General features: G+C 57.0%; 24 protein-coding genes and 2 tRNA genes. 14 read left to right on the forward strand and 12 right to left on the reverse strand.

From position 1 onward, the window contains the following. The first annotated feature begins 54 nt into the window (after nt 1–54). From ACOTTU_RS07475 to ACOTTU_RS07495, 5 genes are all read left to right on the forward strand, one after another. On the forward strand, nt 55–1,203 hold the full coding sequence (locus ACOTTU_RS07475) for an aminomethyltransferase family protein (RefSeq protein ID WP_425657034.1): 1,149 nt from the start codon (nt 55–57) through the stop codon (nt 1,201–1,203). Nucleotides 1,204–1,261: 58 nt separating this feature from the next. Next, entirely contained in the window at nt 1,262–1,858 is a 597-nt protein-coding gene (locus ACOTTU_RS07480; RefSeq protein ID WP_425657036.1) for a dimethylamine monooxygenase subunit DmmA family protein, read from the forward strand. Then, nucleotides 1,855–2,841: a PDR/VanB family oxidoreductase gene (locus tag ACOTTU_RS07485; RefSeq protein WP_425657038.1), complete on the forward strand. Its 987-nt coding sequence runs from the start codon at nt 1,855–1,857 to the stop codon at nt 2,839–2,841. Before ACOTTU_RS07480 ends, ACOTTU_RS07485 begins: the two co-directional genes overlap by 4 nt. A 20-nt stretch (nt 2,842–2,861) precedes the next feature. Then, the gene (locus ACOTTU_RS07490; RefSeq protein ID WP_425657040.1) at nt 2,862–3,929 is read left to right on the forward strand and encodes a heme-dependent oxidative N-demethylase family protein; all 1,068 of its coding nucleotides are present in this window, start codon (nt 2,862–2,864) and stop codon (nt 3,927–3,929) included. 74 nt (nt 3,930–4,003) lie between these two features. Beyond that, a complete protein-coding gene (locus ACOTTU_RS07495; protein ID WP_425657042.1) occupies nt 4,004–4,663 on the forward strand; it encodes a methyl-accepting chemotaxis protein in 660 nt (219 codons plus the stop codon). Here ACOTTU_RS07495 and ACOTTU_RS07500 read toward each other — a convergent pair. Continuing rightward, nucleotides 4,641–5,270, reverse strand: a complete 630-nt coding sequence (locus ACOTTU_RS07500) for a helix-turn-helix domain-containing protein (protein ID WP_298917847.1) — start codon at nt 5,268–5,270, stop codon at nt 4,641–4,643. The genes ACOTTU_RS07495 and ACOTTU_RS07500 overlap by 23 nt on opposite strands. Nucleotides 5,271–5,400: 130 nt before the next feature. Between ACOTTU_RS07500 and ACOTTU_RS07505 the strand changes: the two genes are divergently transcribed. Next, nucleotides 5,401–6,405, forward strand: coding sequence for a GlxA family transcriptional regulator (locus tag ACOTTU_RS07505; protein ID WP_425657044.1), 1,005 nt, complete (start codon nt 5,401–5,403; stop codon nt 6,403–6,405). Nucleotides 6,406–6,416: 11 nt separating this feature from the next. Here ACOTTU_RS07505 and ACOTTU_RS07510 read toward each other — a convergent pair whose 3' ends face one another. From ACOTTU_RS07510 to ACOTTU_RS07525, 4 genes are read right to left on the reverse strand one after another with little or no spacing between them, the layout of a single operon-like run. Then, entirely contained in the window at nt 6,417–6,977 is a 561-nt protein-coding gene (locus ACOTTU_RS07510; protein ID WP_425657046.1) for a sarcosine oxidase subunit gamma, read from the reverse strand. Further along, nucleotides 6,970–9,915: a sarcosine oxidase subunit alpha family protein gene (locus ACOTTU_RS07515; protein WP_425657048.1), complete on the reverse strand. Its 2,946-nt coding sequence runs from the start codon at nt 9,913–9,915 to the stop codon at nt 6,970–6,972. The genes ACOTTU_RS07510 and ACOTTU_RS07515 overlap by 8 nt, the downstream gene beginning before the upstream one ends. Further along, a complete protein-coding gene (locus ACOTTU_RS07520; protein WP_298917790.1) occupies nt 9,912–10,199 on the reverse strand; it encodes a sarcosine oxidase subunit delta in 288 nt (95 codons plus the stop codon). Before ACOTTU_RS07520 ends, ACOTTU_RS07515 begins: the two co-directional genes overlap by 4 nt. Beyond that, complete coding sequence (locus tag ACOTTU_RS07525) at nt 10,199–11,449, reverse strand: sarcosine oxidase subunit beta family protein (protein WP_425657049.1); 1,251 nt, start codon at nt 11,447–11,449, stop codon at nt 10,199–10,201. Before ACOTTU_RS07525 ends, ACOTTU_RS07520 begins: the two co-directional genes overlap by 1 nt. Before the next feature lie 296 nt (nt 11,450–11,745). Here ACOTTU_RS07525 and ACOTTU_RS07530 point away from each other — a divergent pair, with 296 nt between their 5' ends. From ACOTTU_RS07530 to ACOTTU_RS07540, 3 genes are all read left to right on the forward strand, one after another. Then, the gene (locus tag ACOTTU_RS07530; protein WP_298917795.1) at nt 11,746–12,696 is read left to right on the forward strand and encodes an ABC transporter substrate-binding protein; all 951 of its coding nucleotides are present in this window, start codon (nt 11,746–11,748) and stop codon (nt 12,694–12,696) included. A gap of 72 nt (nt 12,697–12,768) precedes the next feature. After that, nucleotides 12,769–13,788, forward strand: a complete 1,020-nt coding sequence (locus ACOTTU_RS07535) for a quaternary amine ABC transporter ATP-binding protein (protein ID WP_425657051.1) — start codon at nt 12,769–12,771, stop codon at nt 13,786–13,788. After that, nucleotides 13,788–15,770: an ABC transporter permease gene (locus ACOTTU_RS07540; protein ID WP_425657052.1), complete on the forward strand. Its 1,983-nt coding sequence runs from the start codon at nt 13,788–13,790 to the stop codon at nt 15,768–15,770. The genes ACOTTU_RS07535 and ACOTTU_RS07540 overlap by 1 nt, the downstream gene beginning before the upstream one ends. A 257-nt stretch (nt 15,771–16,027) precedes the next feature. On the opposite strand, the gene ACOTTU_RS07545 is transcribed toward ACOTTU_RS07540, so the two are convergent. The 3 genes from ACOTTU_RS07545 to ACOTTU_RS07555 form a co-directional block, all read right to left on the reverse strand. Beyond that, the gene (locus ACOTTU_RS07545) at nt 16,028–17,245 is read right to left on the reverse strand and encodes a hypothetical protein (protein WP_425657054.1); all 1,218 of its coding nucleotides are present in this window, start codon (nt 17,243–17,245) and stop codon (nt 16,028–16,030) included. Between the two features lie 296 nt (nt 17,246–17,541). Continuing rightward, nucleotides 17,542–17,616: transfer RNA gene (locus tag ACOTTU_RS07550), tRNA-Asn, on the reverse strand. A gap of 81 nt (nt 17,617–17,697) precedes the next feature. Further along, nucleotides 17,698–18,609, reverse strand: a complete 912-nt coding sequence (locus ACOTTU_RS07555) for an MBL fold metallo-hydrolase (protein ID WP_425657056.1) — start codon at nt 18,607–18,609, stop codon at nt 17,698–17,700. A 48-nt stretch (nt 18,610–18,657) separates the two neighbouring features. Here ACOTTU_RS07555 and ACOTTU_RS07560 point away from each other — a divergent pair, with 48 nt between their 5' ends. Beyond that, nucleotides 18,658–19,983 carry an ATP-binding protein gene (locus tag ACOTTU_RS07560; protein WP_298921493.1) on the forward strand — a complete coding sequence of 442 codons (1,326 nt, stop codon included), beginning with the start codon at nt 18,658–18,660 and terminating at the stop codon, nt 19,981–19,983. A 72-nt stretch (nt 19,984–20,055) separates the two neighbouring features. Here ACOTTU_RS07560 and ACOTTU_RS07565 read toward each other — a convergent pair. Continuing rightward, a tRNA-Ile gene (locus tag ACOTTU_RS07565) sits at nt 20,056–20,132 on the reverse strand. Nucleotides 20,133–20,261: 129 nt separating this feature from the next. Here ACOTTU_RS07565 and purM point away from each other — a divergent pair. The 3 genes from purM (at nt 20,262) to rnd (ending at nt 23,155) form a co-directional block, all read left to right on the forward strand. Continuing rightward, entirely contained in the window at nt 20,262–21,308 is a 1,047-nt protein-coding gene (purM, locus tag ACOTTU_RS07570; protein WP_425657058.1) for a phosphoribosylformylglycinamidine cyclo-ligase, read from the forward strand. After that, the gene (purN, locus tag ACOTTU_RS07575; RefSeq protein WP_425657059.1) at nt 21,305–21,898 is read left to right on the forward strand and encodes a phosphoribosylglycinamide formyltransferase; all 594 of its coding nucleotides are present in this window, start codon (nt 21,305–21,307) and stop codon (nt 21,896–21,898) included. Before purM ends, purN begins: the two co-directional genes overlap by 4 nt. 96 nt (nt 21,899–21,994) lie before the next feature. Next, nucleotides 21,995–23,155, forward strand: coding sequence for a ribonuclease D (gene rnd / locus ACOTTU_RS07580; protein WP_298921498.1), 1,161 nt, complete (start codon nt 21,995–21,997; stop codon nt 23,153–23,155). Between the two features lie 70 nt (nt 23,156–23,225). Here rnd and ACOTTU_RS07585 read toward each other — a convergent pair whose 3' ends face one another. Continuing rightward, on the reverse strand, nt 23,226–23,738 hold the full coding sequence (locus ACOTTU_RS07585) for a hypothetical protein (protein ID WP_425657061.1): 513 nt from the start codon (nt 23,736–23,738) through the stop codon (nt 23,226–23,228). Between the two features lie 125 nt (nt 23,739–23,863). Between ACOTTU_RS07585 and ACOTTU_RS07590 the strand changes: the two genes are divergently transcribed. Continuing rightward, the gene (locus ACOTTU_RS07590; RefSeq protein ID WP_298921501.1) at nt 23,864–24,274 is read left to right on the forward strand and encodes a SufE family protein; all 411 of its coding nucleotides are present in this window, start codon (nt 23,864–23,866) and stop codon (nt 24,272–24,274) included. Between the two features lie 71 nt (nt 24,275–24,345). Here the strand turns inward: ACOTTU_RS07590 and ACOTTU_RS07595 are convergent, their stop codons facing one another. Beyond that, nucleotides 24,346–24,984 (reverse strand): DUF1638 domain-containing protein, encoded by a 639-nt coding sequence (locus tag ACOTTU_RS07595; RefSeq protein WP_425657063.1) that lies wholly within the window; start codon nt 24,982–24,984, stop codon nt 24,346–24,348. 69 nt (nt 24,985–25,053) lie between these two features. Next, nucleotides 25,054–25,755: a corrinoid protein gene (locus ACOTTU_RS07600; protein WP_298921505.1), complete on the reverse strand. Its 702-nt coding sequence runs from the start codon at nt 25,753–25,755 to the stop codon at nt 25,054–25,056. Nucleotides 25,756–25,819 lie beyond the last annotated feature (64 nt).

The raw sequence follows: 25,819 nt of genomic DNA on the forward strand, positions 1-25,819 counted from the left end.
CGACACTGAGGCTCAATACCCAAAACAAAGACTCAAAATGACAGGGAAAATCTGATGGCCATTATTTGGAGAACGTCCGCGCTGGCGCAGCGTCATGCTGAAATCGGTGGCGCGTTGGAAGACTGGAACGGCATGGGAACCGCCTGGTTCTATGACCATACACCCGAACGCGCGAAAGCCGACTATGAAGCCGTTCGGACCAAGGCGGGCCTGATGGATGTGTCTGGCCTGAAGAAAGTGCATTTGACCGGACCTCACGCCGCTGCGGTCATTGACCGGGTCACAACGCGCAATGTCGACAAGATCATGCCGGGACGCTCCGTCTACGCCTGCATGCTGAACCCCGAAGGCAAGTTCATCGACGATTGCGTCATCTACCGGATTTCGGTCAACCACTGGATGGTTGTGCATGGGACCGGCACCGGCATGGAGCAATTGACGGCGGCGGCAGGTGCCAAAAACGTCGCCGTGATTTTCGACGATGATCTGCATGATATGTCATTGCAGGGCCCCGTTGCGGTCGATTTCCTTGCAAAACATGTCGATGGCATCCGGGATCTGGCGTATTTTGGCATCATGCAGACCAAGCTTTTCGGCTGTCCGGTGATGATCTCGCGCACTGGCTACACCGGGGAACGCGGCTACGAGATTTTCTGTGAAGGGCGCCACGCCGTGCATCTGTGGGATTCCATTCTGTCGGATGGCGCCGATATGGGGATCGTGCCGGTGCAGTTTTCAACGCTCGATCTGCTGCGCACGGAAAGCTACCTGTTGTTCTATCCCGGCGATAATTCGGAAACCTATCCGTTTGAAGATGGCAGCCCCTGCGGCGATACCCTCTGGGAGCTTGGTCTCGATTTCACGGTCTCGCCGGGCAAGGTGGGCTTTGTCGGCGCCGAAAACCACTACGCGCTTGAAGGCAAGGAGCGGTTCAAGATCTACGGGGTCAAGCTCGAAGGCACGGCGCCCGCCGATGAAGGGGCGGCCTTGCTGCAAAACGGCGAACAGGTGGGCCATGTGACCTACGGGATGTATTCAGAACTCAACGGCCACAATGTGGGAATTGCACGGATGCCCGTTGCTGCTGCTACGCCCGGTACGGCGCTGACGGTGCGCAATGGCGATGGCACAGAAATCGCCTGTACCGCACAAGAAATGCCCTTCTACGACGTTGAAAAGAAAATCCGGACGGCCAGGGGCTGATCAGAAGTTGAGGGCGCGGCGATGAAGGCGCGCCCTTTCGCGATCCAAGAGGACAGCCATGTCAACATTCGATTTCCCACCTTCGATCAAGAGCCGCCCGGTTTGGGGCAGGCTAGAGGCGCGCGCAGGCAAGCATCACCTGATGATTGCAGACGCGGAAGGGGCCGAGGCCATTATCGCCATTGCGACGTCGGACCTGATGGCCCACACGCACATCATTTTCATCGCTAAGGGGACGTCTCATGGGGACGCTCTGCGCGCGCTCAACCCGGCACAGTTCTATGAGGGCCCGACCTATGCGGCCTCGGTTCAGCGCATTCGCCGGGTGTTTCAGGATGCCCACATGGGGCTGCAAGTCTATCTGGCGGGCACCGAAGGGGTGATGGGGCAAGCGATGCGCGAAGCGATCGAGGCAGGCATCCCCCACACCGCCATTCAGACCGAGCACCGCGGATCGGTCGCACGGCGGATGCAATGTGTGCATTGCAAGGGGATCACCGAAGACGTGGAAACCGATCCCTTTGTCTGCGCGCACTGTGGTCTGAATCTCTTTGTGCGTGATCATTATTCGCGGCGTCTTGCGGCCTATCAGGGCGTGCGCGTCGATGCCGAAGATCATGGTAACGTACCGGAACCAAGGGGGATTTACGAATGAGCGCCGCCCCGCAGAAAGCCAAGCCGGGCGCTGAGAAGATAGACGTGGTCGTCAGCGCTGTGGTTCCTGTCAATGATCTTGTCACGCGATTTGAATTCAGCCGCAGAGATGGCAATCCGTTTCCGCCGTTCTCGGGGGGGGCCCATACGGTTGTAGAAATGCGGGATGGCGATCGTGTGCGTCTCAATCCCTATTCCCTGATGTCAGACCCCGGTGATTTGAGCATCTATGCGATTTCGGTGCGCCGTGATGATGAGGGCCGGGGCGGGTCGCTGTTCATGCACCGCAATGTTCAGGTTGGCGATGAAATGGTCATCACCTTTCCGGTGAACCTGTTTTCGCTCGATCTCAGGGCGCGCAAACATGTGTTTCTGGCCGGCGGCATCGGGATCACGCCCTTCATGTCGATGATTGCGCAGCTTCAACGGATGAATGGGAACTGGGAGTTGCATTATTCGGCTCGCAGCGAAGCGCTTGGCAGCTATGTCGACGTCTTGTCTTACAAACATGCGGGCAGGGTGCATGTGTATTATGATGACCAGAACCAGGCGATCCCGCTGGAAAACCTGCTGGACGGGCAACCTTTGGGCACACATGTCTACGTTTGTGGGCCGTCGGGCATGATTGACTGGGTGCACGCCACGGCCGCACAGGCAGGATGGCCTGACCCGCATGTTCACTCAGAGGAATTTCTGGCACCACAACCCGGCAAGCCGTTCGAGGTGCGCCTGTGCAAATCCGACAAGACGATCATGGTGGGTGAAAACGAAAGTCTGCTCGAAGCGATCGAACGGGCAGGGGTCGAGGCCCCGTTCCTGTGCCGGGGTGGGTCATGCGGCCAATGCGAAACCGATGTGGTTGAGGCTGATGGCACTTTTGTTCACCGTGATCACTGGTTGGACGATGGTGAAAAGACCGGTGGCAGGAAGATCATGCCCTGTGTCAGCCGATTTATCGGAAAATCCCTGGTTCTGGACCGCTAAAGCGTCGCGAGGAGAAAACCATGACGATCCAATTCAACGATGAAACCTTCCGTGACGATTATTCCTTCTACAATTCAGAATGGGCAATCAACCGGTTCCCCTTTCCCTTCGACAAAGACAGCTACATGTATGCGGTCAATATGGAACAGCACCGCGGCGGTCCCGACGGGTCCGTCTACGAAAAGCGGTTCGATGTCGATGAACATTACGTCAGCGAAATGCGCGACCGGGCGATGGTATTGGCGGATGACCCTTTGCGCTGCCAATCCTTGCCGCATATGACGTTGGCAGGTTGGGATCTTCTGGAACTGATCATGGTGTCGAAATCCGAGGATTATCCGGATCTTTTCGAGTTGCACCGCGATGGTGACCAGTGGCGCTGGATCAACAAGCCGCTGGGCATTGATGACCGTTTCACCTTTCTGGATGAGACCACGCTGCCCTATGGTCCGATGGAATATATCACCCGGCAGGCGCAGGGTGATTATTGCATTCTCGATCAGCGTGATGACAACCTCTGGATGGATGCGGGAATGGTTACCACGCAGGCGGACTGGTCGCTTGATTTCGACATCGGGATGAATTTTTTCGAATGGCATGCGCCCGTCCCGTTGGCACATGAAAAAGGGATATTTGTCAGGGCCTTGAAGTTCCTTCTTAACATTCAGCAAGGCGCACCTGCTCGACGATTGAACTGGACGATGACCGTCAACCCGTTGCTCGACACCAGTCCGGAAAACTATCACAAATGGGGCATTCAAAAGACCACGCTGACGCCAGAGAACATCGGCGCCAAGCAGCATCTGCGCGTGGAGTTGCAGACCTTCTTCCGCCTGCCGCGATCAAATGCGCTGGTGTTTCCGATCCGTTGTTATCTGTGCAGTTTTCAGGATTTGATGACGGTTCCGAAATGGGGGCGCCGCCTGCACCGGGTGATCCGGGACCTGCCGGACGAACTGGCAACCTACAAGGGTTTCATCGACAATCGCCCCATGATGCTGGACTATCTTTCCGCCTTTGATGACGGGCTTCCGACAAGCCTCGGCGTCTGGCCGGAAGTCGATACGGAACCCCCCCTGCAAAAGTAGGCCGGCGCTTCAGTTTTAAGCAAATTGTAAGGAAAGCTGTGGCATATCCGCTTTCAGTTTTTGGAGTTTGCCGGATGCTGGAAATTTACGAGAGCATTTTCGCGACGATTGACGCGTTTGCGTACCGCTGTCGCAATGACGACGCCTATACTATGGAGTTCATGCAAGGGGCTGTCCAGAACCTCACGGGGTATGCCCCTGACGATATTCTGGGCAACAAGAGGGTTTCGTATGTGGGCCTGACCCATGAGGCGGATGTCGATCGGGTGTTCAAGGAGGTCGACAGATGCATTGAAGCTGGCCAACCCTGGGATGTCGCGTATCAATTGACCCATGCGGACGGCCATCTGGTGAACGTGCGTGAAAGAGGTTGCGCAATTTATGAAAACGGCGAATTGGCCTTCTTGCAAGGTTTGGTCACAGGGGCAGCAGCCGAAATCGAGCTGCGCGAGACATTGCAGGAAACGCTGGACAGCAGCCAGTCACAAACGCTGGAAATCACTGAGCTGACGTCCAAAATCACGGAATCTCTCAAACAACTCAATATGTTGTCGATAAACGCGCGGATCGAAGCCGCACGTAGCGGCGATGCAGGCAGGGGGTTTGCTGTGGTGGCCGAAGAGATCAAGTCACTGGCCGACCAAAATACCAAATGGGCGCAGGTCATCCATTCGGTGCTGGCCAACGAGGGCGCTTCGGAAGCGGCGCGATCTACTGCGTCTGCGGATAGCTGATGATGGAAAGATAACGCGCTGGTAGTTTTACCAATCGTTCAGGCCCATGGGGCGCATCGGCGTCAAAAAACAATGTGTCACCGGGTTTCAGAGCATGCACATTTTCACCGTGGCGGTAGTCCACTTCGCCTTCCAGCATGTAGATCGTTTCAATCCCGCCATGTTGAAAGGTGGGAAAGACGTCCGATTCCTCGGACAATGTGATCAGGTACGGTTCCACCATCACGCCTGAGGCATTTGCCCCAATATGCCCCAGAAGATTGTATTGATGATTGGCCCGCGTGCCCCCGCGTTCCAGTTCCACGCCTTTGCCAGACTTCGTGTGCACGGCTTCCCGTTGTTCTTCGAAACGGCGGAAAAAGCTTGTCAAAGGGACCGATAGGGCGTTGGCCAGCGTTTGCAGGGTGGTCAGGGACGGCGAGGTGTTACCGTTTTCGATCTTGGAGAGCATCCCAATGGACAAACCGGTGAGGCCTGCCAGCTCTGCCACTGTGATCTCTTGTTGCTTGCGGTAGCTCCGCACTTCACGCCCAATTGCGACCTCAAGGACTTTTTCGCGGTCGCCTGATCGAACGCTGTGGGGGTCCTGTGTCAGTGGGGAGGCCATATCCTGCGCGGGTTTTTCAACGTTCATTTTCGATCCTTGCCCAGCCATCGGAGGATAAATTCGGCCCCGATGTACTATGCGTTTCATTTAGAGTATCCTATCGCATTATTTTCCTGATAGGAAAATAAATATGGACCATGAAAGCCGTATTCATATTGGATTTCTGATCTTCGAGGGCTTTCCGATGGCTTGCCTTACGTCAATGATCGAACCGTTGCGCGCGGCAAATGAAATCGCAAACCAGCCCGCCTTTGCCTGGACATTGATAGGTGAGAAAAAGGGCCGCGTGATGTCGAGCGCTCAGGTGGCGTTTGAGGCGACGCAAAGCCTTGCAGAGGCCGATGATCTCGACAGCCTCTTCTTGCTGAGCAGTCCCACGGAGCGGTTTGCAGATACGCAAAAGAGCCCCGCCGCCTTGCGCAGTCTTGCGCGTCACGGGGTCACCTTGGGCAGCATCAGCGGTGGCGTATTCCCTCTGGTGCGCGCGGGCATCGTGCGCCGGCAACCGGTCTCCGTTCACTGGTGTTACGAGGCGGCATTCCGAGCGGAATTTCCCGATGTCGATGCCCGAAGCGACGTGATTGTCGCAAGTGCGCGGTTGCAGACAGTGTCCGGTGCGGCGGCGGCATTTGATCTTGCGCTACGTCTGGTCGAAGGGCAACTGGGCCGTGAGACGGCCCATGAGGTGGCCTGCTGGTTCCAGCATCCCTCGATGCGGGGCGAGGGGGTCCGCCAAAAGGTTCCCGTCGCCCAGGCGCCACACACCGGGGACGACCTGCCCGATCTGGTGCTTCGGGCCGTGGATATTTTTGCCTCCCGGATTTCCGACGCGGTGACTGTTGCTGAGGTCGCCCGCAAAACCGGAGTGACACCGCGGCAAATCGAGCGGGCCTTCAAGGCGGCCACCGGCCAAAGTCCCACTCATTACTATCGCGCGATGCGGATGAAGGCTGCGCGCCAGTTGGTCATCTATTCCGGAGATGCCATCGCCGATATCGCTGCCGCTGTTGGCTACGGCTCAAGCGTGCCCCTGGTGTCGCATTACAAGGCGGCCTTTGGGGTGACACCCCAGCGAGACAGGCGGCGCGCAAATCAGTTTCGTGTGGACGCCAATAAACCGGTGCCGTCAATCTGACCCGTCTGACCTTAGAGCGCAGCTTTCATCGCTGTATGGATGGCGTGTTGTAAGGAACCCGCTGAGGCGCGCGGGCCGTAGATGCTGAATGTCTCTTCGGCGCGGCACAGGGCAAAACACCCAAGGTGATGGATAGAGGTGCGTTGTGCTGAACCCGGTTGGCTGTCGCGGATGTTGAGCGCACAAAGCAGCTCGAATACATCCCGCACACCAGCCCCTGTCAGATCAAACCGCGTCCAGCCGTCAGTCTGTTCGGTGACAGAGGCATTGTCTTTGGTCAGCGACTTGATGTGAGCGGCGATGTCTTCGTGCGTCTCGAACGGGGCCTCAACCATATATTGGTCAGGACCGGTCCAGAAGGCGCAGAGCGATGCTTCCGCAAAACGCGCGATATCTGGTGCGTCCACACCAATGGCTTTCTTGACCGCCGCACAGGTCAGGCTTTCCTTGCCCATCCGTGCGGCGACCGACGCCAGCGCCACCTCCGGCACCTCGCGACAGGTCACACCAGCGACGGAGAAGGTTTCAGCGTCGGATCCGCCCAAGGCGGTGATCTGCGTCAGGTCATGCACGTAAACGCTCCCCATCTGGGTCTACGAAATGAGCCGAAACAATTTCGACGTCGACGGTCAGGTCGGTCACGGGAGAGACCAGCCGCATCTTTTCGCCCTGCCGGTTCGCGCCGCGCTTTAAAAATCCAAGGCCGATCATCGACCCCACCGTCGGAGAGAACGCTGCCGAGGTCACATACCCCTGATCATGCGCGGCATCGACTGGGCCTGTCGCTGCCATAAGATGGCCTCCCGCAGTAATTTTATCATTCGGGTTCAATGGTTTGATCCCGACCTGCAACAGCGCGTCCTCTTCATTCAGCCCTTCGCGCTCAGACATCGCCGATCCAATGGAATCCTTGGCCTTGGAGACCATGCGCCCCATTCCGAGGTTCAGCGCGGTGGTTGTGCCGTTGAGTTCATTACCCGCCGCATGGCCTTTTTCGATGCGCATGACACCAAGCGCTTCGGTGCCATAGGGCGTTACGTCAAACTCTTCTCCCGCCGCCATCAGGCGTCGCATGAGCGCATCGCCGTAGCGGGCAGGCACTGCGATTTCAAATGCCAATTCCCCGGAAAAGGAGATGCGGAAAAGCCGCGCCCGCAGGCCACCGCATACGGTGATGTTGCCGCAGGCCATGAAGGGGAAGCCTTCGTTCGAGATGTCGAAGGCCGGGTCGACAATTTTCTGCAAGAGCCTGCGGGAGTTAGGTCCGGCCACGGCGTATTGTGCCCAGGCCTCGGTGGTTGAGATCAGCTGCACGTCCAGATCGGGGAACAGACATTGGCGTACAAACTCCATGTGTTGATAGACCTTTGCGGCATTGGCGGTGGTGGTTGTGACCACGAAGTGATCTTCGGCCAAACGCGCGGCAGTGCCGTCATCCATGGCCATACCGTCTTCGCGCAGCATCAGACCGTAGCGCGTCTTTCCCACCGCCAGCTTGGCAAACCCATTGCAGTAAACCTTGTTGAGAAAGGTCGCGGCATCCGTGCCTTGCACGTCAATCTTGCCCAAGGTCGTACAGTCACAGATCCCGACGGACGCACGTGTCTGGCGGACTTCGCGGTCCACCGATTGCCGCCAATGGGTTTCACCGGGGAGCGGGAACCATTGCGCGCGCAGCCAGTTGCCGACTTCGACAAAGACCGCGCCGCGCTCCTTCGCCCAGTAGTGGGAAGGTGTCAGGCGGGTAGGGTGGAACTCCATCCCGCGCATGCGCCCGCCAAATGCTCCGATGGCGACGGGCGTGTAAGGGGGCCGGAAGATGGTGGTGCCAACCTCGGGGATAGATTTCCCGGCCAGTTCGGCCATGATGGCGAGCCCACCAAGGTTTGACGTTTTGCCCTGATCGGTCGCCATGCCAAGGGTTGTGTACCGTTTGAGGTGTTCGACGGAGCGGAAACCCTCCTGATGGGACAGTTTCACATCCTTCACGGTCACGTCGTTTTGCTGATCCAGCCAGGCGCGCGCGCAGCCTTCCACGTACCAGAAGGCGGTTTGCGATACCGGCGCGTCACAGGCGTTGGGCAGTTTTGGCAGGCGGCCTTTCAGCCCAAGGGCGGTTTTTGCACCCGCCGCACCGGATTTCAAAGCGCCATGGGTGGAAAATTCACCCAATGCAGCCCCGGCGACGGCCATGCCGGGCGGCAAATCCTTTCCAGGCACAAAAGCCGCGAGACCCTCGTCCCATACCGGTCGGCCACGTTGATGGCAGGTCAGATGTACATTGGGGTTCCACCCGCCCGATACGCCCAAGGCACCACATTCCAGAATACGGGTTGATCCGTCAGCCTGTTTGACCTCCGCAAAGGTCAGCCCCAGACGGCCCCGCGTGTTGACGATCTGCGCGCCCTTCAGAACTTCGAAGTCATAGCTTGACGGGGCATCCGGCCTGACGTCCACCACGGCCGCGATCTTGACGCCCTTGGCGTGCAGATCGACTGCGGTCCGATGACCATCGTCATTGTTGGTGAAAATCGCGATGCGTTGGGCCGGTGTGGCCGCCCAGCGATTTGCATAGCTGCGCAAGGCACCCGCCAGCATGATGCCGGGCCGGTCGTTGTTTTCAAAGGCTATCGGGCGCTCAATTGCCCCCGCGCAGAGCAACGTCTTTTGGGCGTAGATGCGCCAAAGGATTTGTCGGGGCTTGCCCTCATTGGGCGTGTGTATGTGATCGCTGATGCGTTCAACGGCACCGTAGATGCCATGATCAAAAGCGCCAATCACGGTGGTGCGGGTCATCAACCGGACGTTGGGCAGACTGGACAGCTCGGCCAGCGCGGCACTCACCCAGTCCAGTGCAGGGGCATCGTCAACAGGCGCGGTTTCGGACAGCAACCGCCCACCCATGACAAAATCCTCATCCGCCAATATGACCTGCGCACCTGCGCGCCCGGCGGTTAAAGCGGCCATCAAACCGGAGGGACCCGCCCCGATGATCAGGAGATCGCAATGGCGAAACCCTTTGTCGTATGCATCGGGATCCTGTTTCATCGACAGTGACCCCAGACCGGCGGCTTTGCGGATAATCGGCTCGTAGAGCTTTTCCCAGAATGCGGCGGGCCACATGAACGTCTTGTAATAGAACCCGGCTGTCAGGAAGTTCGAAAACCGGTCGTTGATCGCCAACGCATCGAACGCAAGGCTGGGCCAGCGGTTTTGCGATTTTGCGAAAAGACCATTGAAAAGTTCAATTGTGGTGGCGCGGGTATTGGGTTCCTGCCGCGCGCCGCCGCGCAACTCGACCAATGCGTTGGGTTCCTCTGATCCGGCGGACAGGACACCCCGCGGACGGTGATACTTGAAGGAACGCCCCATCAGGCGCACCCCGTTGGCCAAAAGCGCAGAGGCAAGCGTATCGCCCGGATGGCCGGTGTAATCCTTGCCGTCAAAGCTGAAACGCAAGGTGGTGGCGCGGTCGATTTGCCCGCCGCCGAGCCGGTTGATCTGGGTCATGTCGAACGCCCCCGGGTGCGGGCCACATCGCGCGCCATTTCAACTTCCGTGATCTCGTGGGTCACGGTATTGCGGGTGACCACCAGCCAGGACCGGTCGCCCCCTTCGTGAAACCACAACTCGCGATGCTCACCTGCGGGATTATCGCGCAGATAAGCATATTCATAAAATGCCTGATCGCGGTTTTCCGCCTCGGGGTCCGGGCGGTCAATCAGCGATGCGTCGCCAAGGTAGATGAACTCAGCGCTGTCGCGCGGGCCAAGTAGCGGGTGATTGATGATCATCAGTGCAAATTGGGCTGATTGCCCACCCCTTTTTCGTCGATCATGCGACCTCTTTGAAAACGGTCCAGACGGAACGCGGTTGCTGTCGGATGTGGTACGTCCTTGGCCAGCAAATGCGCAAAAACGTAACCCGATGCTGGCGTGGCCTTGAAGCCGCCGTAGCACCAGCCGCCATTGAAATAGAGCCCCTCTATGGGGGTGCGGTCGATGATGGGCGAGCCATCCATGCTCATGTCCATGATGCCGCCCCACATTCGGAGCAGTCGCGCGCGTCCGATCATGGGCATCACGGCCATGCCGCCTTCGCAGACATCTTCCACGACTGGCAGGTTACCGCGTTGAGCATAGGAGTTGTAGCCATCAAGGTCGCCGCCAAAAACCAATCCGCCCTTGTCGGACTGGCTGACGTAGAAGTGACCGGCCCCGAAGGTGATCACGCCCGGCAGCACTGGTTTCAACCCTTCCGAGACAAAGGCCTGAAGCACCTGGGATTCGATCGGCAGACGCATGCCCACCATCGACATCAAACGCCCGGAATTACCGGCCACGGCGCAGCCCACCCGACCCGCGCCAATGAAACCTTTGGACGTCTCCACGCCGAGGCATTTGCCGTTCTCAATCCGAAATCCGGTGACCTCGCAATTCTGAATGATGTCCACGCCAAAGCTGTCGGCACTGCGCGCATACCCCCAGGCGACCGCATCGTGGCGCACGGTGCCGCCTCGGCGCTGCGCCAGCCCGCCCTTGATTGGAAAACGGGCGTCATTGAAGTTCAAAAAGGGGTATTCCGCCCGGATTTGCTGTTCGCTCAGAAGTTCGGCATCTGCACCATGCAACATCATGGCGTTACCGCGTCGAATGAAAGCGTCGCGCTGCGCATCGGTGTGGATGAGGTTCATGATCCCGCGTTGACTGACCATCGCATTGTAGTTCAGGTCTTGCTCCAATCCTTCCCACAGCTTCAGAGAAAACTCGTAGAAAGGTACATTGCCGTCGAGCAAGTAATTTGAGCGCACAATCGTGGTGTTGCGCCCGACATTGCCACCGCCGATCCAACCCTTTTCGACGACCGCAACTTTTCGCTGTCCGTAAATCTTTGCGAGGTAATGCGCCGTGGCCAACCCGTGACCACCGCCGCCGATGATGATGATATCGTAATGCGCCTGCGGCTCCGGATCACGCCAGGCAGGATTCCACCCCTTGTGGCCCGTGAGCGCCTGTTTGATGACGTTAAAGCCGGAATATCGCATGAATCGGACCCCTTTGCCTTTTTATCCCAATTTCACTGGCAAAAGACATGCCTCAAATGCGACATTCATTGAAGCTGATCGGACAATTTCCTGATCTTGCGGACGACAGAGGTACGATCAGAAATACCCGGCAAAAGAAAAAAACTTGATTGTGAGGAAAATCCTGCGAGACTGTGCGGCGGATGTTCAACGATCAGAAAAAGAATCGAAAACAGGCCAAACTTCGCGAAAAGCGCCCCAAAAAAACGGCGCTCACAGCAGGGCGACCGATAGGTCGCATGATAGGGAGAATACTCATGAGAAATGCCACGACGGCTCTGTTCGCCGGTGCTTTGGCAGTGATGCCAGCCATTGGTTTTGCTGCCGATAGCGACGATCCGATTGTCATTCCGATCCACAATTGGTCATCGCAGATCGTGATGTCGAATGTTGTCGGCCAGATTTTCGAATCCATGGGCAACAATGTCGAATACGTAACCACCGACAGTCAGGCGGTGTACGAATCCGTTCGTCTCGGTGATGTGACGCTTGAGCTGGAAGTTTGGGAAGGCGCCTTTGGCGCATCTTTCCGCGCGGCTCAGGAAAAAGGCGGAATCGTCGATGTGGGCGACCACAATGCGGTTACCCGCGAGGACTGGTGGTACCCGATGTGGACCAAGGAAGCCTGCCCGGGTCTGCCGGACTGGAAGGCCCTGAACGATTGTGCCGCCGTTTTCGCAACGGCAGAAACCGGTGACAAGGGCCGGTATCTGGACGGTCCGGTTGACTGGCTGAAGCACGGTCAGGAACGGGTTGCGGCCCTGGGCATGGATTTTGTCGTGGTGAATGCGGGTTCTGCCGCAGCACTCTGGGCAGAAATTGGTGCGGCGGAGGCGGATAAACGCCCCGTAGTTGTCTTTAACTGGACGCCAAACTTCGCTGAAGCGGTCTGGCCCGGAGAGTTCGTGGAGTTCCCGGCCTGGGAAGATGGGTGTGACAAGGATCCCGCCGTGGGTCCGAACCCTGATGCCCTTTACGACTGCGGCAATCCGGCGAAGGGCTACCTCAAAAAGGCGGCTTGGGATGGTATGGAAAGCAAGTGGCCTGCGGCCTACGGCGTGCTGAGCAAAATTTCCTTCACCAACGCCCAGATCGCGGAAATGGCCAAACTGGTCGATGTGGATGAACTGGAACCGGAAGAAGCGGCCGAGGAATGGCTGGATGCCAATGAAGATATCTGGAAGCCCTGGATAGACGCCGGTAGCTGACCCTTCACTTTGCTGAACGACAACCCTGTCCGGTGGCGTGCACCGGGCAGGGTTTTTTGAAAAGAGCTTCCAATGATAGACCCGACCCCTGTTATCTCTGCCCGCAATGTGTGGAAATTGTTTGGACCGAACCCGAAGGCATATCTGGCAGGTCTGCCGGAAGGGCACAGTTACGATGCCATCCGCGAAGACGGCTATATTGCCGGCGTCAAGGACGTGTCCATTGAGGTGGGTCGCGGTGAGATGCTGGTTATTATGGGGCTTTCCGGATCAGGTAAATCGACACTGGTTCGCTGTTTTTCCAGACTGCATGACATAACCGGGGGCTCTATCGAGGTCGAGGGGCAGGACATCATGTCTCTCTCCGAAAAGGAACTGATCGAGCTGCGCCGCAACAAGATGGGCATGGTGTTTCAGAGCTTCGGTCTTTTGCCCCACCGAACCGTCCTGCAAAACGTGGCCTTCCCGCTGGAGATGCGGGGGCAGGACCGCCACGAACGCCGCGAAAGGGCGCTTGAGGTGGTCAAGCTGGTGGGGCTTGAAGGCCGGGAAGAGTATTTCCCGCGCGAATTGTCAGGCGGTCAACAGCAACGCGTCGGAATCGCGCGATCGCTGGCGATTGAGCCGGACATCTGGTTCCTGGACGAGCCATTTTCTGCTCTTGACCCTCTGATCCGTCGTGAAATGCAGGATGAATTTCTGCGGCTTCAGGAGATGTTGGGCAAGACCATCGTCTTCATCACCCACGATTTTGACGAGGCTTTGCGCCTCGCGGACCGTATCGCAATTATGAAAGACGGCGCGGTTGAGCAATGCGACACTCCGGATCGGATCGTGCTGAATCCGGCCACGGAATATGTGCGCAAATTCACCGAAGATATCGACAAGGCGCGTGTGGTTCATGCCGGCGTTCTTGCCAGAGCCGATGTAAGTGGCGAGGGCGACCCGGTGATGGCCTCTGCATCAGTGCATGATCTTGCCAAGCTGCTGATCGAGGACAGGCGCGCAGAGATACCTGTCGCCGGAAATGGGCAGATACTCGGTGCGCTCAACCGGCAGGAAGCGCTGAACATTCTGGTGGGGTCCGGCTGATGGCCGATGCGGTGGCATCCTTGGCAGACGCTGCGCCACGGGGGCTCAGCAGGGGCCGCTGGGCGTTGATCTTTGTGGCTTTCGCCGTTCTGCTGACCTTGCTGCAATACGCAGGGCTGCTGCCAGCAGCATTGCACCGGTTACCGGAAAACGTGATCCCGCCCTTTGCGATCTGGCTCGATGCGATCTTCAACTTTGTAAAGGACGACCTGGGATTATTGACCCTGACCCGTACCCTGACCGAAGGTCTGCAATGGGTTCTCGATGTGACGGCAAATCTGCTTTTCGGGAAACGTCGCTGGCCCAATATCGGACCAATCCCCTGGACCGCCATTGCAGCAGTGACGGGTGTCATCGGCTACTCTCTGGGGGGATGGCGCATGGCGCTCCTCGGGGCGGGCACCTTTACCTGGACCGCGCTGATCGGCCAGTGGGATATCGCCATGCAAACCATGTCCGTTCTGGTCGTTGCCGCGCCCCTTGCTTTTGTGATCGGCCTGTCGCTGGGTATTGCCGCGTGGAAATACGCCTGGGTCAATACCGCCATCAAGCCGATCCTCTCGGTCTTGCAGACGCTTCCGTTCTTTACCTACCTGCTGCCGGCGGTGATCTTTTTCAAGGTCGGGCCCACCGCAGGAGCGGTTGCCACCACGATTTACGCCATTCCGCCGATGATCCTGATGACCACTTTGGGCCTGCAAAAAGTTTCGCCCGAGGTGGTTGAGGCCGGTCATATGTCCGGCTGTACCCGGCTGCAGTTGCTGCGCCATGTCTACATTCCTTCCGCACGCACCGAGATATTGGTCGGGGTCAACCAGGTGATCATGTTGTGTCTGGCCATGGTGGTATTGACGGCCTTTATCGGCATGCCGGGCCTTGGCGCAAAATTGCTGGCGATGATGGGCAGCTTCAAGCTTGGCCGCTCTTTCGAAATCGGGGTCACGATTGTCTTGATCGCGGTGATGCTGGACCGGATGTCCAAAGCCTGGGTCGTCAAGCAACCCGAACACTTTCCACGCGGCACGCCGTGGTGGCGCAAACACATCATGTCCCTGCTGGGGGTTGCGGCCTTCGTGTTCTTTTGCATCGTGGCGCAATTTTTCGAACTTGCCTCTGAAATTGGTCGCCGCCAGAGCTTGTCGATGGGTAAGGAAATAGACACTTTGATCAAGGATTTCCTTGCTGTCGAATGGGTAAAGACGACAACCGGATTCCTGCGTGCGTTCCTGAACGTAAAGGTTCTGATCCCCTTCCGGAACTTTCTGCTGTCGATCCCGACATTTGCGCTCATCTTGCTGATCGTCGCGTTTGCCTTGCGACTGGGCGGGCGTCGGCAGGCGACATATGCTGCGATCTTTTTCTCTCTCGTGGCACTGTCCGGGTGGTGGGACCGTGCCGTCATCACGCTTTACTCCGTCATCTCAGCGGTCACGCTGGCGATGCTGATCGGACTGCCAATTGGCATTCTGGCGGCGCGTTCTGAGAAGTGGTCGCGGCGGGTTCTATTGGCCTGCGACACGGCGCAGACTTTCCCGAGCTTTGTCTATCTTATACCGGCCATCATGCTCTTTGGGATCACCGACATCGCGGTAATCTTCTCGATCCTGATTTTTGCCATGGTGCCGCTGACCCGCTACACGATCGAAGGGTTGCGAACCGTTCCGGCGGAAATGACCGAGGCCGCCGATATGTCTGGTGCAACACGCATGCAAAAACTGTGGAAGGTGCAGCTGCCTTTGGCGTTGCCAACAATGGCCGTGGGGTTCAATCAGGCCATCATGTTTGCGTTTTTCATGGTGATCATCGCAGCTTTCATCGGCACGCAGGACCTTGGGCAGGAATTGCAAAGAACACTCGCGGGTACTGATTTGGGCAAAAACTTCGTGCTGGGTATATGCGTGGCACTTATGGCCCTGACCTTTGATCTGACCATCCTGAAATGGGCGTCAGATCAGAAAAAACTATTGGGCCTGGATCGTTAGTCTACCGCCATTCTTGGTCTCAGGTGGAAGTGGGTATCTGGTTCGAGATGTCTGTTCTTCGCTACCGAGCCGGCAGCGAACGAATGGATTTCAGCACAGAAAGCCAAAGAAAAAGGGCTTGACGATTTCTCGCTAAGCCCTTGAATTCTTTGGCTCCGGTGGTAGGCGTGCTGGAGAATTTCAAACGCTGTCTATCCCTTTGGAAAACCACAAGAAGTTGAAGGGGCGTTCTCTCGTGTATCCCCTAAAGGTATCCCTTACGAAAAATTGGAAGTCAACTGGACAGGGGTATCTGTATCCTCACTGACTGTGCTTCTTTGTCGGTGCCAGTCTCTCATTGCTAGCCCAACCGGATCGTCAATTGCTTCCGCAGAGGCAGAGGACAGGACCTTGAACGCCTCGGACGACTGTGTGTAGGAAAAATCGAGGTCATTTTTGTTGCTGATCTCAACGGATGAAAGCTTAGCGGCTTCTTGGACCACTGCCATGAAGCTTTCGCATACTAAGTCAAAACGCTGACGATTTTTTGAATAATCAATAGCCAACTCAGCATCCATGTGGATGCAATACAATGGTGCTTGACTATCGATGGTAGCGCGGATGCCACGGCTGGAGACAAGCCATTCCTTTCGATTGACCTTGTTCTGAATAGCATGGACTTCTGCCCCGTTTCCACGGATGCACTCGGCCATTCCTTGGATAAGTGGGCCTAATTTTAGCTTGCCTTCAAATTCCAAATGGCCCGAGGCGTAAAGACCGCCCCAAAACTCGGGAACGGTCGCATCGTCCAATGGAGTTATCGTCGTTTGCTCAGAAAAAAGATCTAAATACCAAAGCAGCCCAAGCTGACGATACTCTTCCCACTTCTCAACCCCTATACCGACCGTTTTAAACATTTCCGGAGTTACAAAACGCACTATGCCCGTAACTGAAGAAGCCGAACCCATATGCACCAAGTTTTGCGGCGTCGTAACTGCTGGAAGGAACAGAATAAAGTCTCGTATTCCGGGGAAATGACCAATAAATCCCGCAGCCTGCGCGTCGACAGGATATAAACAGATTTGAGAAAGATCGGTTGAAATGGGAGGATACAAACCAACCGGTTTTAAATGCGTCATGGCATTGATTGCTATTGTCATAGCAGGGTGTGGGGCAGCAAGCTGCGGTCCCAACCTTTGTCCTGATTTCATGCCGTTCATAGGGGACAAAAAATGGTCTCTTAGAAAAGGACCGAAATTGGAAGGCTTACAGTTTATTGTAACCCAGTTATCAGCTTGAATTTCATTCTTTTTTAGAGCCTCCAACAGGTCCATTGGAGAGTGAAAAATCGGGGCGTTTATCTTTTTTATCGGAGTTACCGCTTTGGAAACCAAGGATGGCAACCAGACTTTTAGGTCTTGATAAAGGCTCGTTAATATAAATTTTTGAATTTGATCTGACAAATTTGATGGCCCGTGAAAAATGTAATTGGCCATATATTATGTGGGTTCCCGGGTGACGATTACAAGATATGCCGCCATCAGGACAGTCTTTTTCGAGACCAAATCCACTTGAACCCAAAATTTTGCAAAAAATTTGGCAGCCCAAGATCAATACAGATGGTAGCGTGTTTCCCCCGGTAGACGAACTTGCCTTTGTTGATGATGACATTTGGTAGCTTCATCAGTAGTGCCATTGTTTGTTGTATCCCCAATGTATCCCGTAAAGTAGCCCGAAGGGAGACTGAAAAGCCCTTATTTCTATGGCTTTCAACAGGATAGAAGGAGAGAAATGGCTCCGGCGGTAGGGATCGAACCTACGACCAATTGATTAACAGTCAACTGCTCTACCGCTGAGCTACGCCGGAACGGTCTGGGCGATATAGCAGCGGTGTTTTGCTTCGTCCAGAGGGAATTGCAGGATTTCTTGAAAATTGAAACGGCTGTATTTAGCGCCGTTCGAATTTCGTATCAGCGCTGAGATTGCCATGAGCGGATACGTGGCTTTTTCCCATAAGATCAATGAGATGCGCAAGAACGTTGCGGGTCGCGGCGGCAAGCAATTCCAAAGGTGTGTCCAGATAGATCGCGCGCGCCAGCGCCTGGGCATTGGCAGGGCCCGCAGCCAGTGCTTCAAGGATTTGTTTCTCGCGCGCCCGCCGATGTGAGACAAGCCAGTCGAGATGGTTATTTGGGTGATCTATCGCAGCGCCGTGACCTGGATAAAAAATCTGCCAGCGTCTTTCTTGCAGCCGCGCGCAAGACGTCATGAAATCCGTAAGATCACCGTCTGGCGGCGATACCAGTGAACTGGCCCAACCCATCACGTGATCCGCGGTAAAGCAGATGTCGTCCCAGGCAAAACAGATATGATTTCCCAGGTGCCCGGGGGTGTGGATGACGTTGAGCATCCATTCCGCGCTCTGGATGATGGCGTTGTCTGGCAGGCAAACATCTGGTGAAAATTCGGAATCAATCCCTTCGCCGCCCGCGATCAAACCGGATTCTGCAAGGGATTGCATGACCGGTGACCGCCCGGCCGTTGCGTTGCCAAATGCATGGATCGGGGCCCCGCAGGCGTCCTGCAAACGCCGCGCGAGGGGTGAGTGATCCAAATGACTATGGCTGACGAGAATATGCGTTATACGAGCGTCCGGGCCGATCGCATCCAGAATAGCCGCCAGATGAGCACTATTGTCTGGACCGGGGTCGATGACGGCAATCTCCTTCATGCCCAAAAGATAGGTGTTGGTCCCGCGATAGGTCATTGCGGAAGGGTTTGGTGCAACGATGCGGCGCAGGCCCGGACGCAGGGTTTCTGCATACCCGATCCGTGGATTGAAACTGTCAGGCGCCAGCATGGCTATTCGGTCTTTCTAAAGGGCAGGGGCGTCGTTAGGGTTTAGCCCATGTCGTTCGTCTGGCTCAAACATTATATGCCGCGCAGCCTCTATGCGCGGGCGGTTCTGATCCTGCTGTTGCCGGTGGTATTTGTTCAGTTGGTTGTAACCGTTCTGTTCCTGACGCGCCACTTTGAAGGTGTCACGCAGCAGATGACTGATACGGTCGCGCGGGAGATCAGGCTGGTGCTTGATCTCGCCGACACGGCACCGGATCGTGGGTCCGTCAGTAGCGTCGTGATTGAGCAGGCCTCTCAGCTTGCGATCACGGCCTTGCCGGTGAGCGTGGCAGAAATGCCTGAAACCAACATGCGAGATTGGTTCGATTTCTCGGGGCGCGTGATCATGGCACGGCTGCCGAGCGAGCTTCGCAGGGTCGAGAGGATTGATTTGACCGAATACCGGAGGGTGCATGTGTTTGCAGATACCCGCCATGGGCCGGTCAAAGTCAGTTTTGACAGGCGCAGGATATCTGCGTCCAACCCGCATCAGCTGTTCGTGAATATGCTGTTTTTTGGCGGGTTGATCACGGTTATTGCCATTCTCTACCTGCGTAATCAGCTGCGTCCGATCAAGCGATTGGCGCGTGCCGCAGAGGCTTTTGGCAGGGGCCGACATGAGCCTTATACGCCATCGGGCGCGGTCGAGGTGCGGTCCGCCGGTAATGCCTTTCTCGATATGCGAAATCGGATTGAACGTCAGATCGAGCAGCGCACCCTGATGTTGTCAGGCGTCAGCCATGATTTGCGCACCCCGCTCACGCGCATGCGGTTGAGCCTGTCGATGCTGGAAGATGACGAACGGGCGCTGCTGGAGCAGGATGTCGATGACATGCAGGGCATGCTTGATGCCTTTTTGAATTTCGTGAAGGGCGCGGGGGAGGGAAAACCGGAAGCAGTCGATCCTGTCGAACTCGTTTCAAGTGTTGTTGAAGATGCCCGCCGTGCCGGGCGCAATGTCGCGCTGATGCCCACTGATGGGGAAGGTGGCGGTACGGTGAAGCTCAATATCGCTACCATGCGACGCGCGCTGGACAACCTGATCTCAAATGCCGTCCGCTACGGCGCGCGAGCGGAGGTCTCGGTGATGCTGACCGAAAAGACTCTGCGGATCAGGGTTGAGGATGACGGTCCGGGCATCCCCGAGGAACGCAGAGCCGAAGCGACCAGACCATTCACGCGGCTTGATCCGGCCCGCAATCAGGACAAGGGGGGCAGTGTCGGCTTGGGTTTGGCGATTGCCACCGATGTAGCGCGTGCACATGGTGGTGTCCTGCGGCTCAGCAGCTCCGACCGATTGGGTGGGCTGCGCGCCGACATTGTGATCGCGCGCTGACTCTGACGGCTCAAGCTTTCAACCGCTCCTTTGAGGCGTCTCTTCCGGCGGCGGAATGGCGGAGGATAAGTATGGTAGGCCCGGCAGGACTTGAACCCGCAACCAAAGCGTTATGAGCGCTCTGCTCTAACCAATTGAGCTACAGGCCCGCCATGACTGCGTGGGTAAGCCGGGCCGTTGCCGAGGTCAAGAGCCTGTGAGCTGTCACCGGGCGTTGCATGCAGACCTTGAATGCTCTAACCCGCGAGCAGGTAATCTGTGGCGCGAGGGACCGGACAATGACACTGCCCAAAAATGGGATCACATATGCGGATGCGGGTGTCGATATCGACGCGGGCAATGCCCTGGTGGACCGGATTAAACCGGCGGCGAAACGTACAAATCGTTCCGGTGTTATGGCCGGTCTCGGCGGGTTTGGCGCGTTGTTTGACCTCAAAGATGCCGGATACGTTGACCCGATTCTGGTTGCGGCGACAGATGGTGTTGGCACCAAGTTGAGGATTGCAATTGATACCGGCCATGTGGATGGCGTTGGTGTCGATCTGGTGGCCATGTGCGTAAACGACTTGGTGTGTCAGGGTGCGGAGCCCTTGTTTTTCCTGGATTATTTTGCAACCGGCGCGCTGGATACTGAACAGGCCGCCCGCATCATCGAGGGGATTGCACTGGGGTGCGAGCGGGCAGGCTGCGCGCTGATCGGCGGAGAGACTGCGGAAATGCCGGGGATGTATCCTGCCGGCGATTTCGATCTTGCGGGGTTTTCGGTGGGCGCGATGGAACGCGGTCAGGATTTGCCGACCGGTGTTTCAACCGGCGATGTGCTGTTGGGTCTTGCCTCGGACGGTGTGCACTCCAACGGCTACAGCCTCGTGCGCAAACTGGTGGCGCTTTCGGGTATGGGGTGGGATGATCCATGTCCTTGGTCGGAGAAATCCCTGGGCGCCGAGCTTCTCACGCCGACGCGGTTGTATGTAAAGCAAGCCTTATCGGCGATACGGGCCGGTGGCGTGCATGCGCTTGCCCATATTACGGGCGGCGGGCTGACGGAGAACCTGCCGCGCGTTCTGCCCGAGGGTCTCGGTGCACGGATTGATCTGGAGAGCTGGGCACTGCCGTCGGTCTTTGAATGGATGGCGCAAACCGGCGGTATGAGCGCAAACGAATTGCTCAAGACCTTCAATTGCGGGATCGGCATGATTCTGGTTGTCGCTCCCGAAAGCGCCGATGCGCTTGGCCAGCTTCTTGCTGATCAAGGCGAAACGGTGACGCAGCTTGGCGTTGTGACGCAGACGCCGGGTGTCGCCTATCAGGGCAATCTTCTGTGACGAAACGCGTCGCCGTATTCATTTCGGGCAGCGGGTCGAACATGCAAAAGCTGCTGGAAAGCATGAAAGACGATCATCCGGCGCGGGCTTGTGTCGTGCTGTCGAATGATCCCCGGGCAGGGGGCTTGGATATTGCGGAGGCGGCTGGCGTGCCGACCGAGGTGGTTCGGCATGAACCCTTCAAGGGGGATCGGGTCGCATTCGAACATGCGCTGACCGGTGCCCTGGCGCATCACGCCCCTGATCTCATCTGTCTGGCCGGGTTCATGCGCAAACTCACCGCTGGGTTTGTCGACCCCTGGCGTGGCCGTATGCTGAACATTCACCCGTCGCTCTTGCCAAAGTACCGAGGGCTACACACACATCGGCGGGCTCTGGAGGCGGGAGACGCGGTTCATGGCTGTACAGTGCATGAAGTGACCGCCGCCTTGGATGATGGCCCTATCCTCGGTCAGGCCGAAGTTCCTGTGCTGCCGGATGACACCGAAGCGACACTGGCTGCACGGGTCCTGGAACAGGAACACCTTCTTTATCCCGCCGTTCTGGCACGGTTTGCCGCTGGTGACCGACGACCCGTCATGCTGCGCTAAGAACCGTGCGCCGGGGTTCTGGTCAAAGGTGCAGGGCTCGTGTAACAGTTTCGGGACTGGGTAAATTAACAGAGCTGAAGAAAAAGAAACGCCCGAATGATAACACTCACCACGACTGCGGAACTCGCTGCTTTTTGTGCGGAAGCAGCCAAGTTCGATTACGTCACCGTCGACACAGAGTTCCTGCGCGAACGGACCTACTATTCGAAGCTTTGCCTTATCCAGCTTGCCATGCCCGGCACGGACGACAGCACTGCTGTTCTTGTCGATCCCTTGACGGATGGGATGTCGCTGGAGCCGCTCTATGAACTCTTCCGGGACACATCGGTGGTCAAGGTATTTCACGCAGCGCGGCAGGATCTTGAGATTTTCTACGTCGATGCGCAGGTTTTCCCTGAACCTCTGTTTGATACGCAGGTGGCGGCTATGGTCTGCGGTTTTGGCGAACAGGTGGGCTATGAAACACTGGTCCGGCGGATCGCAAAAAAGCAGCTCGACAAGACTTCCCGTTTTACCGACTGGTCGCGACGGCCCCTGACCGATGCACAGAAAACCTATGCCTTGGCAGATGTGACCCATTTGCGTGACATTTATGAGTTTCTCGCCCGCAAGCTCGAAGAAACCGGTCGCGGGCGCTGGGTCAACGAAGAACTCACGGTTCTGACAACTGCCGAGACCTATGTGATCCCGCCCTTTGAGGCCTGGCGTCGCGTGAAGACCCGTACCAACTCCGCCAAGTTTCTCGCCATTGTGAGGGAATTGGCCGCCTTTCGCGAAACCTATGCGCAGGAACGTAACGTGCCGCGCAACAGGGTGTTCAAGGATGACGCTCTCGTTGAATTGGCGTCCAACAAGCCAAAAAATACGGAAGAACTGGGTCGGGCGCGATTGCTTTTGCGCGAAGCGCGGCGCGGGGACATCGCGGAAGGGATCTTGAAAGCAATCGCCGCTGGTATTGCCTGCCCCGCCGACCAGATGCCGCAGCCAGACCGGTCGCGCGACAAGTTGCAAGTCAATCCCGCCCTGGCGGATTTGCTGCGCGTTTTGCTCAAGGCGAAAACAGAAAGCGTGGGCGTGGCTGCCAAGCTCATCGCGTCGGCGTCCGATCTGGACGGGATTGCTGCGGGGTTGCGCGATGCACCGGCCCTGAAAGGCTGGCGCAAAGAGGTCTTTGGGGATGACGCATTGCGGCTTTGCGAGGGCAAGATCGCCCTTGCGGCGAATAAGTCTGACGTTGAAATTGTCGCGTTGGACTAACAGCCGACGGGTTTTGCCACCATGCAAAACACATCAGTTGCAGCGATAACGCCGCGCGATCAAGGATATCTCAGCGCCGCGATTGCCGTGCGTTTTGCACGCCTTCAACCCGAATGGTGCGCGTCCCTTCCAACATGCGATCCGTGACTCGGCGCGCCGCTGTTACCTGCCGCGTCGCAGGCGCACCCTGCACGCGCAGATCCGCGCGTTGCAGTCCTTCGAGACGGTAGGTCAGAACGCCATCCACGGCCTCCTCATCCTCATTGGCGGGGGTCAGTTGGACGTCGTAGATACCTTGCACGGCCGCCGTGCCCGTGGCGCGAATGATCGCACCGCCAGGCACACGCTCAACGACCAGCTCATCAATGATCTGGATCGGAGAACCCAGGTAGACTTCCTCGCCGCGGCCTCTGGATTGGAAGAGACCGGTGCGTTCCGGTATCAGCGGGTTTTTTTCCTGCGCCGAGGCGGGAACGACGGGAGCAGATTCACTGCCGCCAAACCAGTTGAAGGGGTTGAGCCGCGTTCCACAGCCCGCAAGGACCAGGGTAGAGACCAAAAGGGCGGAAACTGTCTTGCGCATGGTGCCTGCCAATTGTTTTTCGTATCTTCCGAGTACCGCATCTGGCTTCCTTTGAAAAGCATCAAGGCGGGGCTGGACCTTTGGCAAGGCACAGCTTACGTCAGGCGCATCAAGTGAGGATGGACATGGCGCAGGCTGCTTTTGAGGAATTGGTGGAAGACTTCGAGTTCCTGGAGGACTGGGAAGAGAGATACCGCCTGGTCATCGAGGAGGGCAAGGCGATGGTGCCGCTGGCTGACGCATTAAAAGTGCCTGCAACGAAAGTCGACGGTTGTGCGAGCCAGGTCTGGCTGCATGCACTGACTGACGGTGGTGTGTTGCATTTTGATGGCGAGAGTGATGCGATGATCGTCAACGGTCTGATCGCGGTTTTGCGTAAACTTTACAATGGCTTGACGCTGGATCAGGTGGCAAAAGTAGACGCGCGCGCTGAGATGGAACGCCTCGGACTGAACGATCATCTGTCTGCTCAGCGGTCAAATGGACTTCGAGCGATGATCGAGCGCATCCGAAAGGTAGCCACGGCGGCGGCCTAATCCAATTGCAACACCTTCGGTGTTACACGACGCTCTAATTTCCTTCGGAAATTGTGGGTGCGGCACGCGGGTCAAAGCCTGGCAAGGCTGGTGGCCAGATCGCCGTAACCCGTGAGGCGCCGTTCGAACTCGAGCCCCAGGAAATCCGCGCAATGCCGTGCTTTTTCCGTGAGTGCCGCGTCATCGGTCTGTGCCTGATAGACCAGTTTTTCGTAGTTGGCGAAATACATGTCGCGCAGTTCGGGATGACGATCGAGCCCCATGGGCTTGACGATAAAAGCATCAAACTGGCGGACCAGAAAATCAGTCAAATAGAAAGTTGTGATTTCGGTCTCGGCCTGCTTTGCAAAGCGGTCGCTGCCTTCGAAAAAGGAATAACAGTGCGGCCCAGCGACCATTTCGACACCCAGCTCTTCACAGGCGGCCTCAAGCAGACCGCCTGTGCCGCAATCGGCATAGACCACGAAAATGCTGGCATAGGCGGCGCGATGTTTGGTGACAGCCTCCCGGACAGCCTGGGTGATTTTCTCGGGGTAGAGATGGTACTTGGCGGGCAAACAAGTAAGATCGAGATGTGCCCAGCCATTGGCGGCCTTCAGGTCGAGGATTTCGCGTGCCAGCGCCCCGCAGGCGATCAATAGGACCTTGCCGCTCTTTTCTGTCAGCGGCAGGCCTGTCTCGGTAAGCTTCGTATCATTCAGCCCTTGCATAGCGCTCTTTCGCGAAAACGGCCTGCATCGGGGTCTCCGACACAGGCCGCGAAATTCATATGACGGAGATCAGGCGGATTTCTGGTTGTGTTTGCGGCCAACCCATTCCTTTGCAGTCTCCACCGCGACCGCAGCGTCGCGGCAATAGGCATCGGCACCAATTGCCTTGCCAAACTCTTCGTTGAGCGGAGCGCCCCCGACCAGCACAATATAGTCATCACGAATGCCCTGTTCGACCATGGTGTCGATCACAACTTTCATATAGGGCATCGTGGTGGTCAGCAGGGCGGACATGCCCAGAATATCGGGCGCTTCCTGTTCCATTGCTTCCAGATAGGCTTCAACCGCGTTATTGATGCCGAGATCGACCACTTCGAAACCGGCACCTTCCATCATCATGCCGACCAGGTTCTTGCCGATGTCGTGAATGTCGCCCTTGACCGTGCCGATGACCATTTTGCCAACGCGCGGCGCCCCTGTTTCGGCCAGCAAGGGTTTGAGGATGGCCATGCCGCCCTTCATTGCATTCGCCGCCAGAAGAACTTCGGGCACAAACAGAATGCCATCGCGGAAATCGTGGCCCACGATGGTCATGCCGCCCACAAGCGCCTTGGTCAGCACATCGTAAGGTTGCCACCCGCGTTCCAGCAGGATGTTCACGCCTTCTTCGATTTCCTCTTTGAGACCATCATAGAGGTCGTCAAACATCTGCTGAACAAGTTCTTCGTCGTCCAGTTCCGAGAGGATGATATCGTCTTCTTCGTCCGACATGAGCTTTCCTTTGTTGCCGCACCAGAAAGCGGGGCGTGATCTGTTGACCCTTTTGACAGAACGC

Source organism: Roseobacter sp. EG26, assembly GCF_049830555.1.
Classification (GTDB): Bacteria; Pseudomonadota; Alphaproteobacteria; order Rhodobacterales; family Rhodobacteraceae; genus Roseobacter.

Coding starts and splice junctions, on each gene's coding strand:
- ACOTTU_RS07475 (WP_425657034.1), top strand. CDS start 55: ATGGCCATTATTTGGAGAACGTCCGCGCTGGCGCAGCGTCATGCTGAA.
- ACOTTU_RS07480 (WP_425657036.1), top strand. CDS start 1,262: ATGTCAACATTCGATTTCCCACCTTCGATCAAGAGCCGCCCGGTTTGG.
- ACOTTU_RS07485 (WP_425657038.1), top strand. CDS start 1,855: ATGAGCGCCGCCCCGCAGAAAGCCAAGCCGGGCGCTGAGAAGATAGAC.
- ACOTTU_RS07490 (WP_425657040.1), top strand. CDS start 2,862: ATGACGATCCAATTCAACGATGAAACCTTCCGTGACGATTATTCCTTC.
- ACOTTU_RS07495 (WP_425657042.1), top strand. CDS start 4,004: ATGCTGGAAATTTACGAGAGCATTTTCGCGACGATTGACGCGTTTGCG.
- ACOTTU_RS07500 (WP_298917847.1), bottom strand. CDS start 5,270: ATGGCCTCCCCACTGACACAGGACCCCCACAGCGTTCGATCAGGCGAC.
- ACOTTU_RS07505 (WP_425657044.1), top strand. CDS start 5,401: ATGGACCATGAAAGCCGTATTCATATTGGATTTCTGATCTTCGAGGGC.
- ACOTTU_RS07515 (WP_425657048.1), bottom strand. CDS start 9,915: ATGACCCAGATCAACCGGCTCGGCGGCGGGCAAATCGACCGCGCCACC.
- ACOTTU_RS07520 (WP_298917790.1), bottom strand. CDS start 10,199: ATGATCATCAATCACCCGCTACTTGGCCCGCGCGACAGCGCTGAGTTC.
- ACOTTU_RS07525 (WP_425657049.1), bottom strand. CDS start 11,449: ATGCGATATTCCGGCTTTAACGTCATCAAACAGGCGCTCACGGGCCAC.
- ACOTTU_RS07530 (WP_298917795.1), top strand. CDS start 11,746: ATGAGAAATGCCACGACGGCTCTGTTCGCCGGTGCTTTGGCAGTGATG.
- ACOTTU_RS07535 (WP_425657051.1), top strand. CDS start 12,769: ATGATAGACCCGACCCCTGTTATCTCTGCCCGCAATGTGTGGAAATTG.
- ACOTTU_RS07540 (WP_425657052.1), top strand. CDS start 13,788: ATGGCCGATGCGGTGGCATCCTTGGCAGACGCTGCGCCACGGGGGCTC.
- ACOTTU_RS07545 (WP_425657054.1), bottom strand. CDS start 17,245: ATGGCCAATTACATTTTTCACGGGCCATCAAATTTGTCAGATCAAATT.
- ACOTTU_RS07555 (WP_425657056.1), bottom strand. CDS start 18,609: ATGCTGGCGCCTGACAGTTTCAATCCACGGATCGGGTATGCAGAAACC.
- ACOTTU_RS07560 (WP_298921493.1), top strand. CDS start 18,658: ATGTCGTTCGTCTGGCTCAAACATTATATGCCGCGCAGCCTCTATGCG.
- purM (WP_425657058.1), top strand. CDS start 20,262: ATGACACTGCCCAAAAATGGGATCACATATGCGGATGCGGGTGTCGAT.
- rnd (WP_298921498.1), top strand. CDS start 21,995: ATGATAACACTCACCACGACTGCGGAACTCGCTGCTTTTTGTGCGGAA.
- ACOTTU_RS07585 (WP_425657061.1), bottom strand. CDS start 23,738: ATGCGCAAGACAGTTTCCGCCCTTTTGGTCTCTACCCTGGTCCTTGCG.
- ACOTTU_RS07590 (WP_298921501.1), top strand. CDS start 23,864: ATGGCGCAGGCTGCTTTTGAGGAATTGGTGGAAGACTTCGAGTTCCTG.
- ACOTTU_RS07595 (WP_425657063.1), bottom strand. CDS start 24,984: ATGCAAGGGCTGAATGATACGAAGCTTACCGAGACAGGCCTGCCGCTG.
- ACOTTU_RS07600 (WP_298921505.1), bottom strand. CDS start 25,755: ATGTCGGACGAAGAAGACGATATCATCCTCTCGGAACTGGACGACGAA.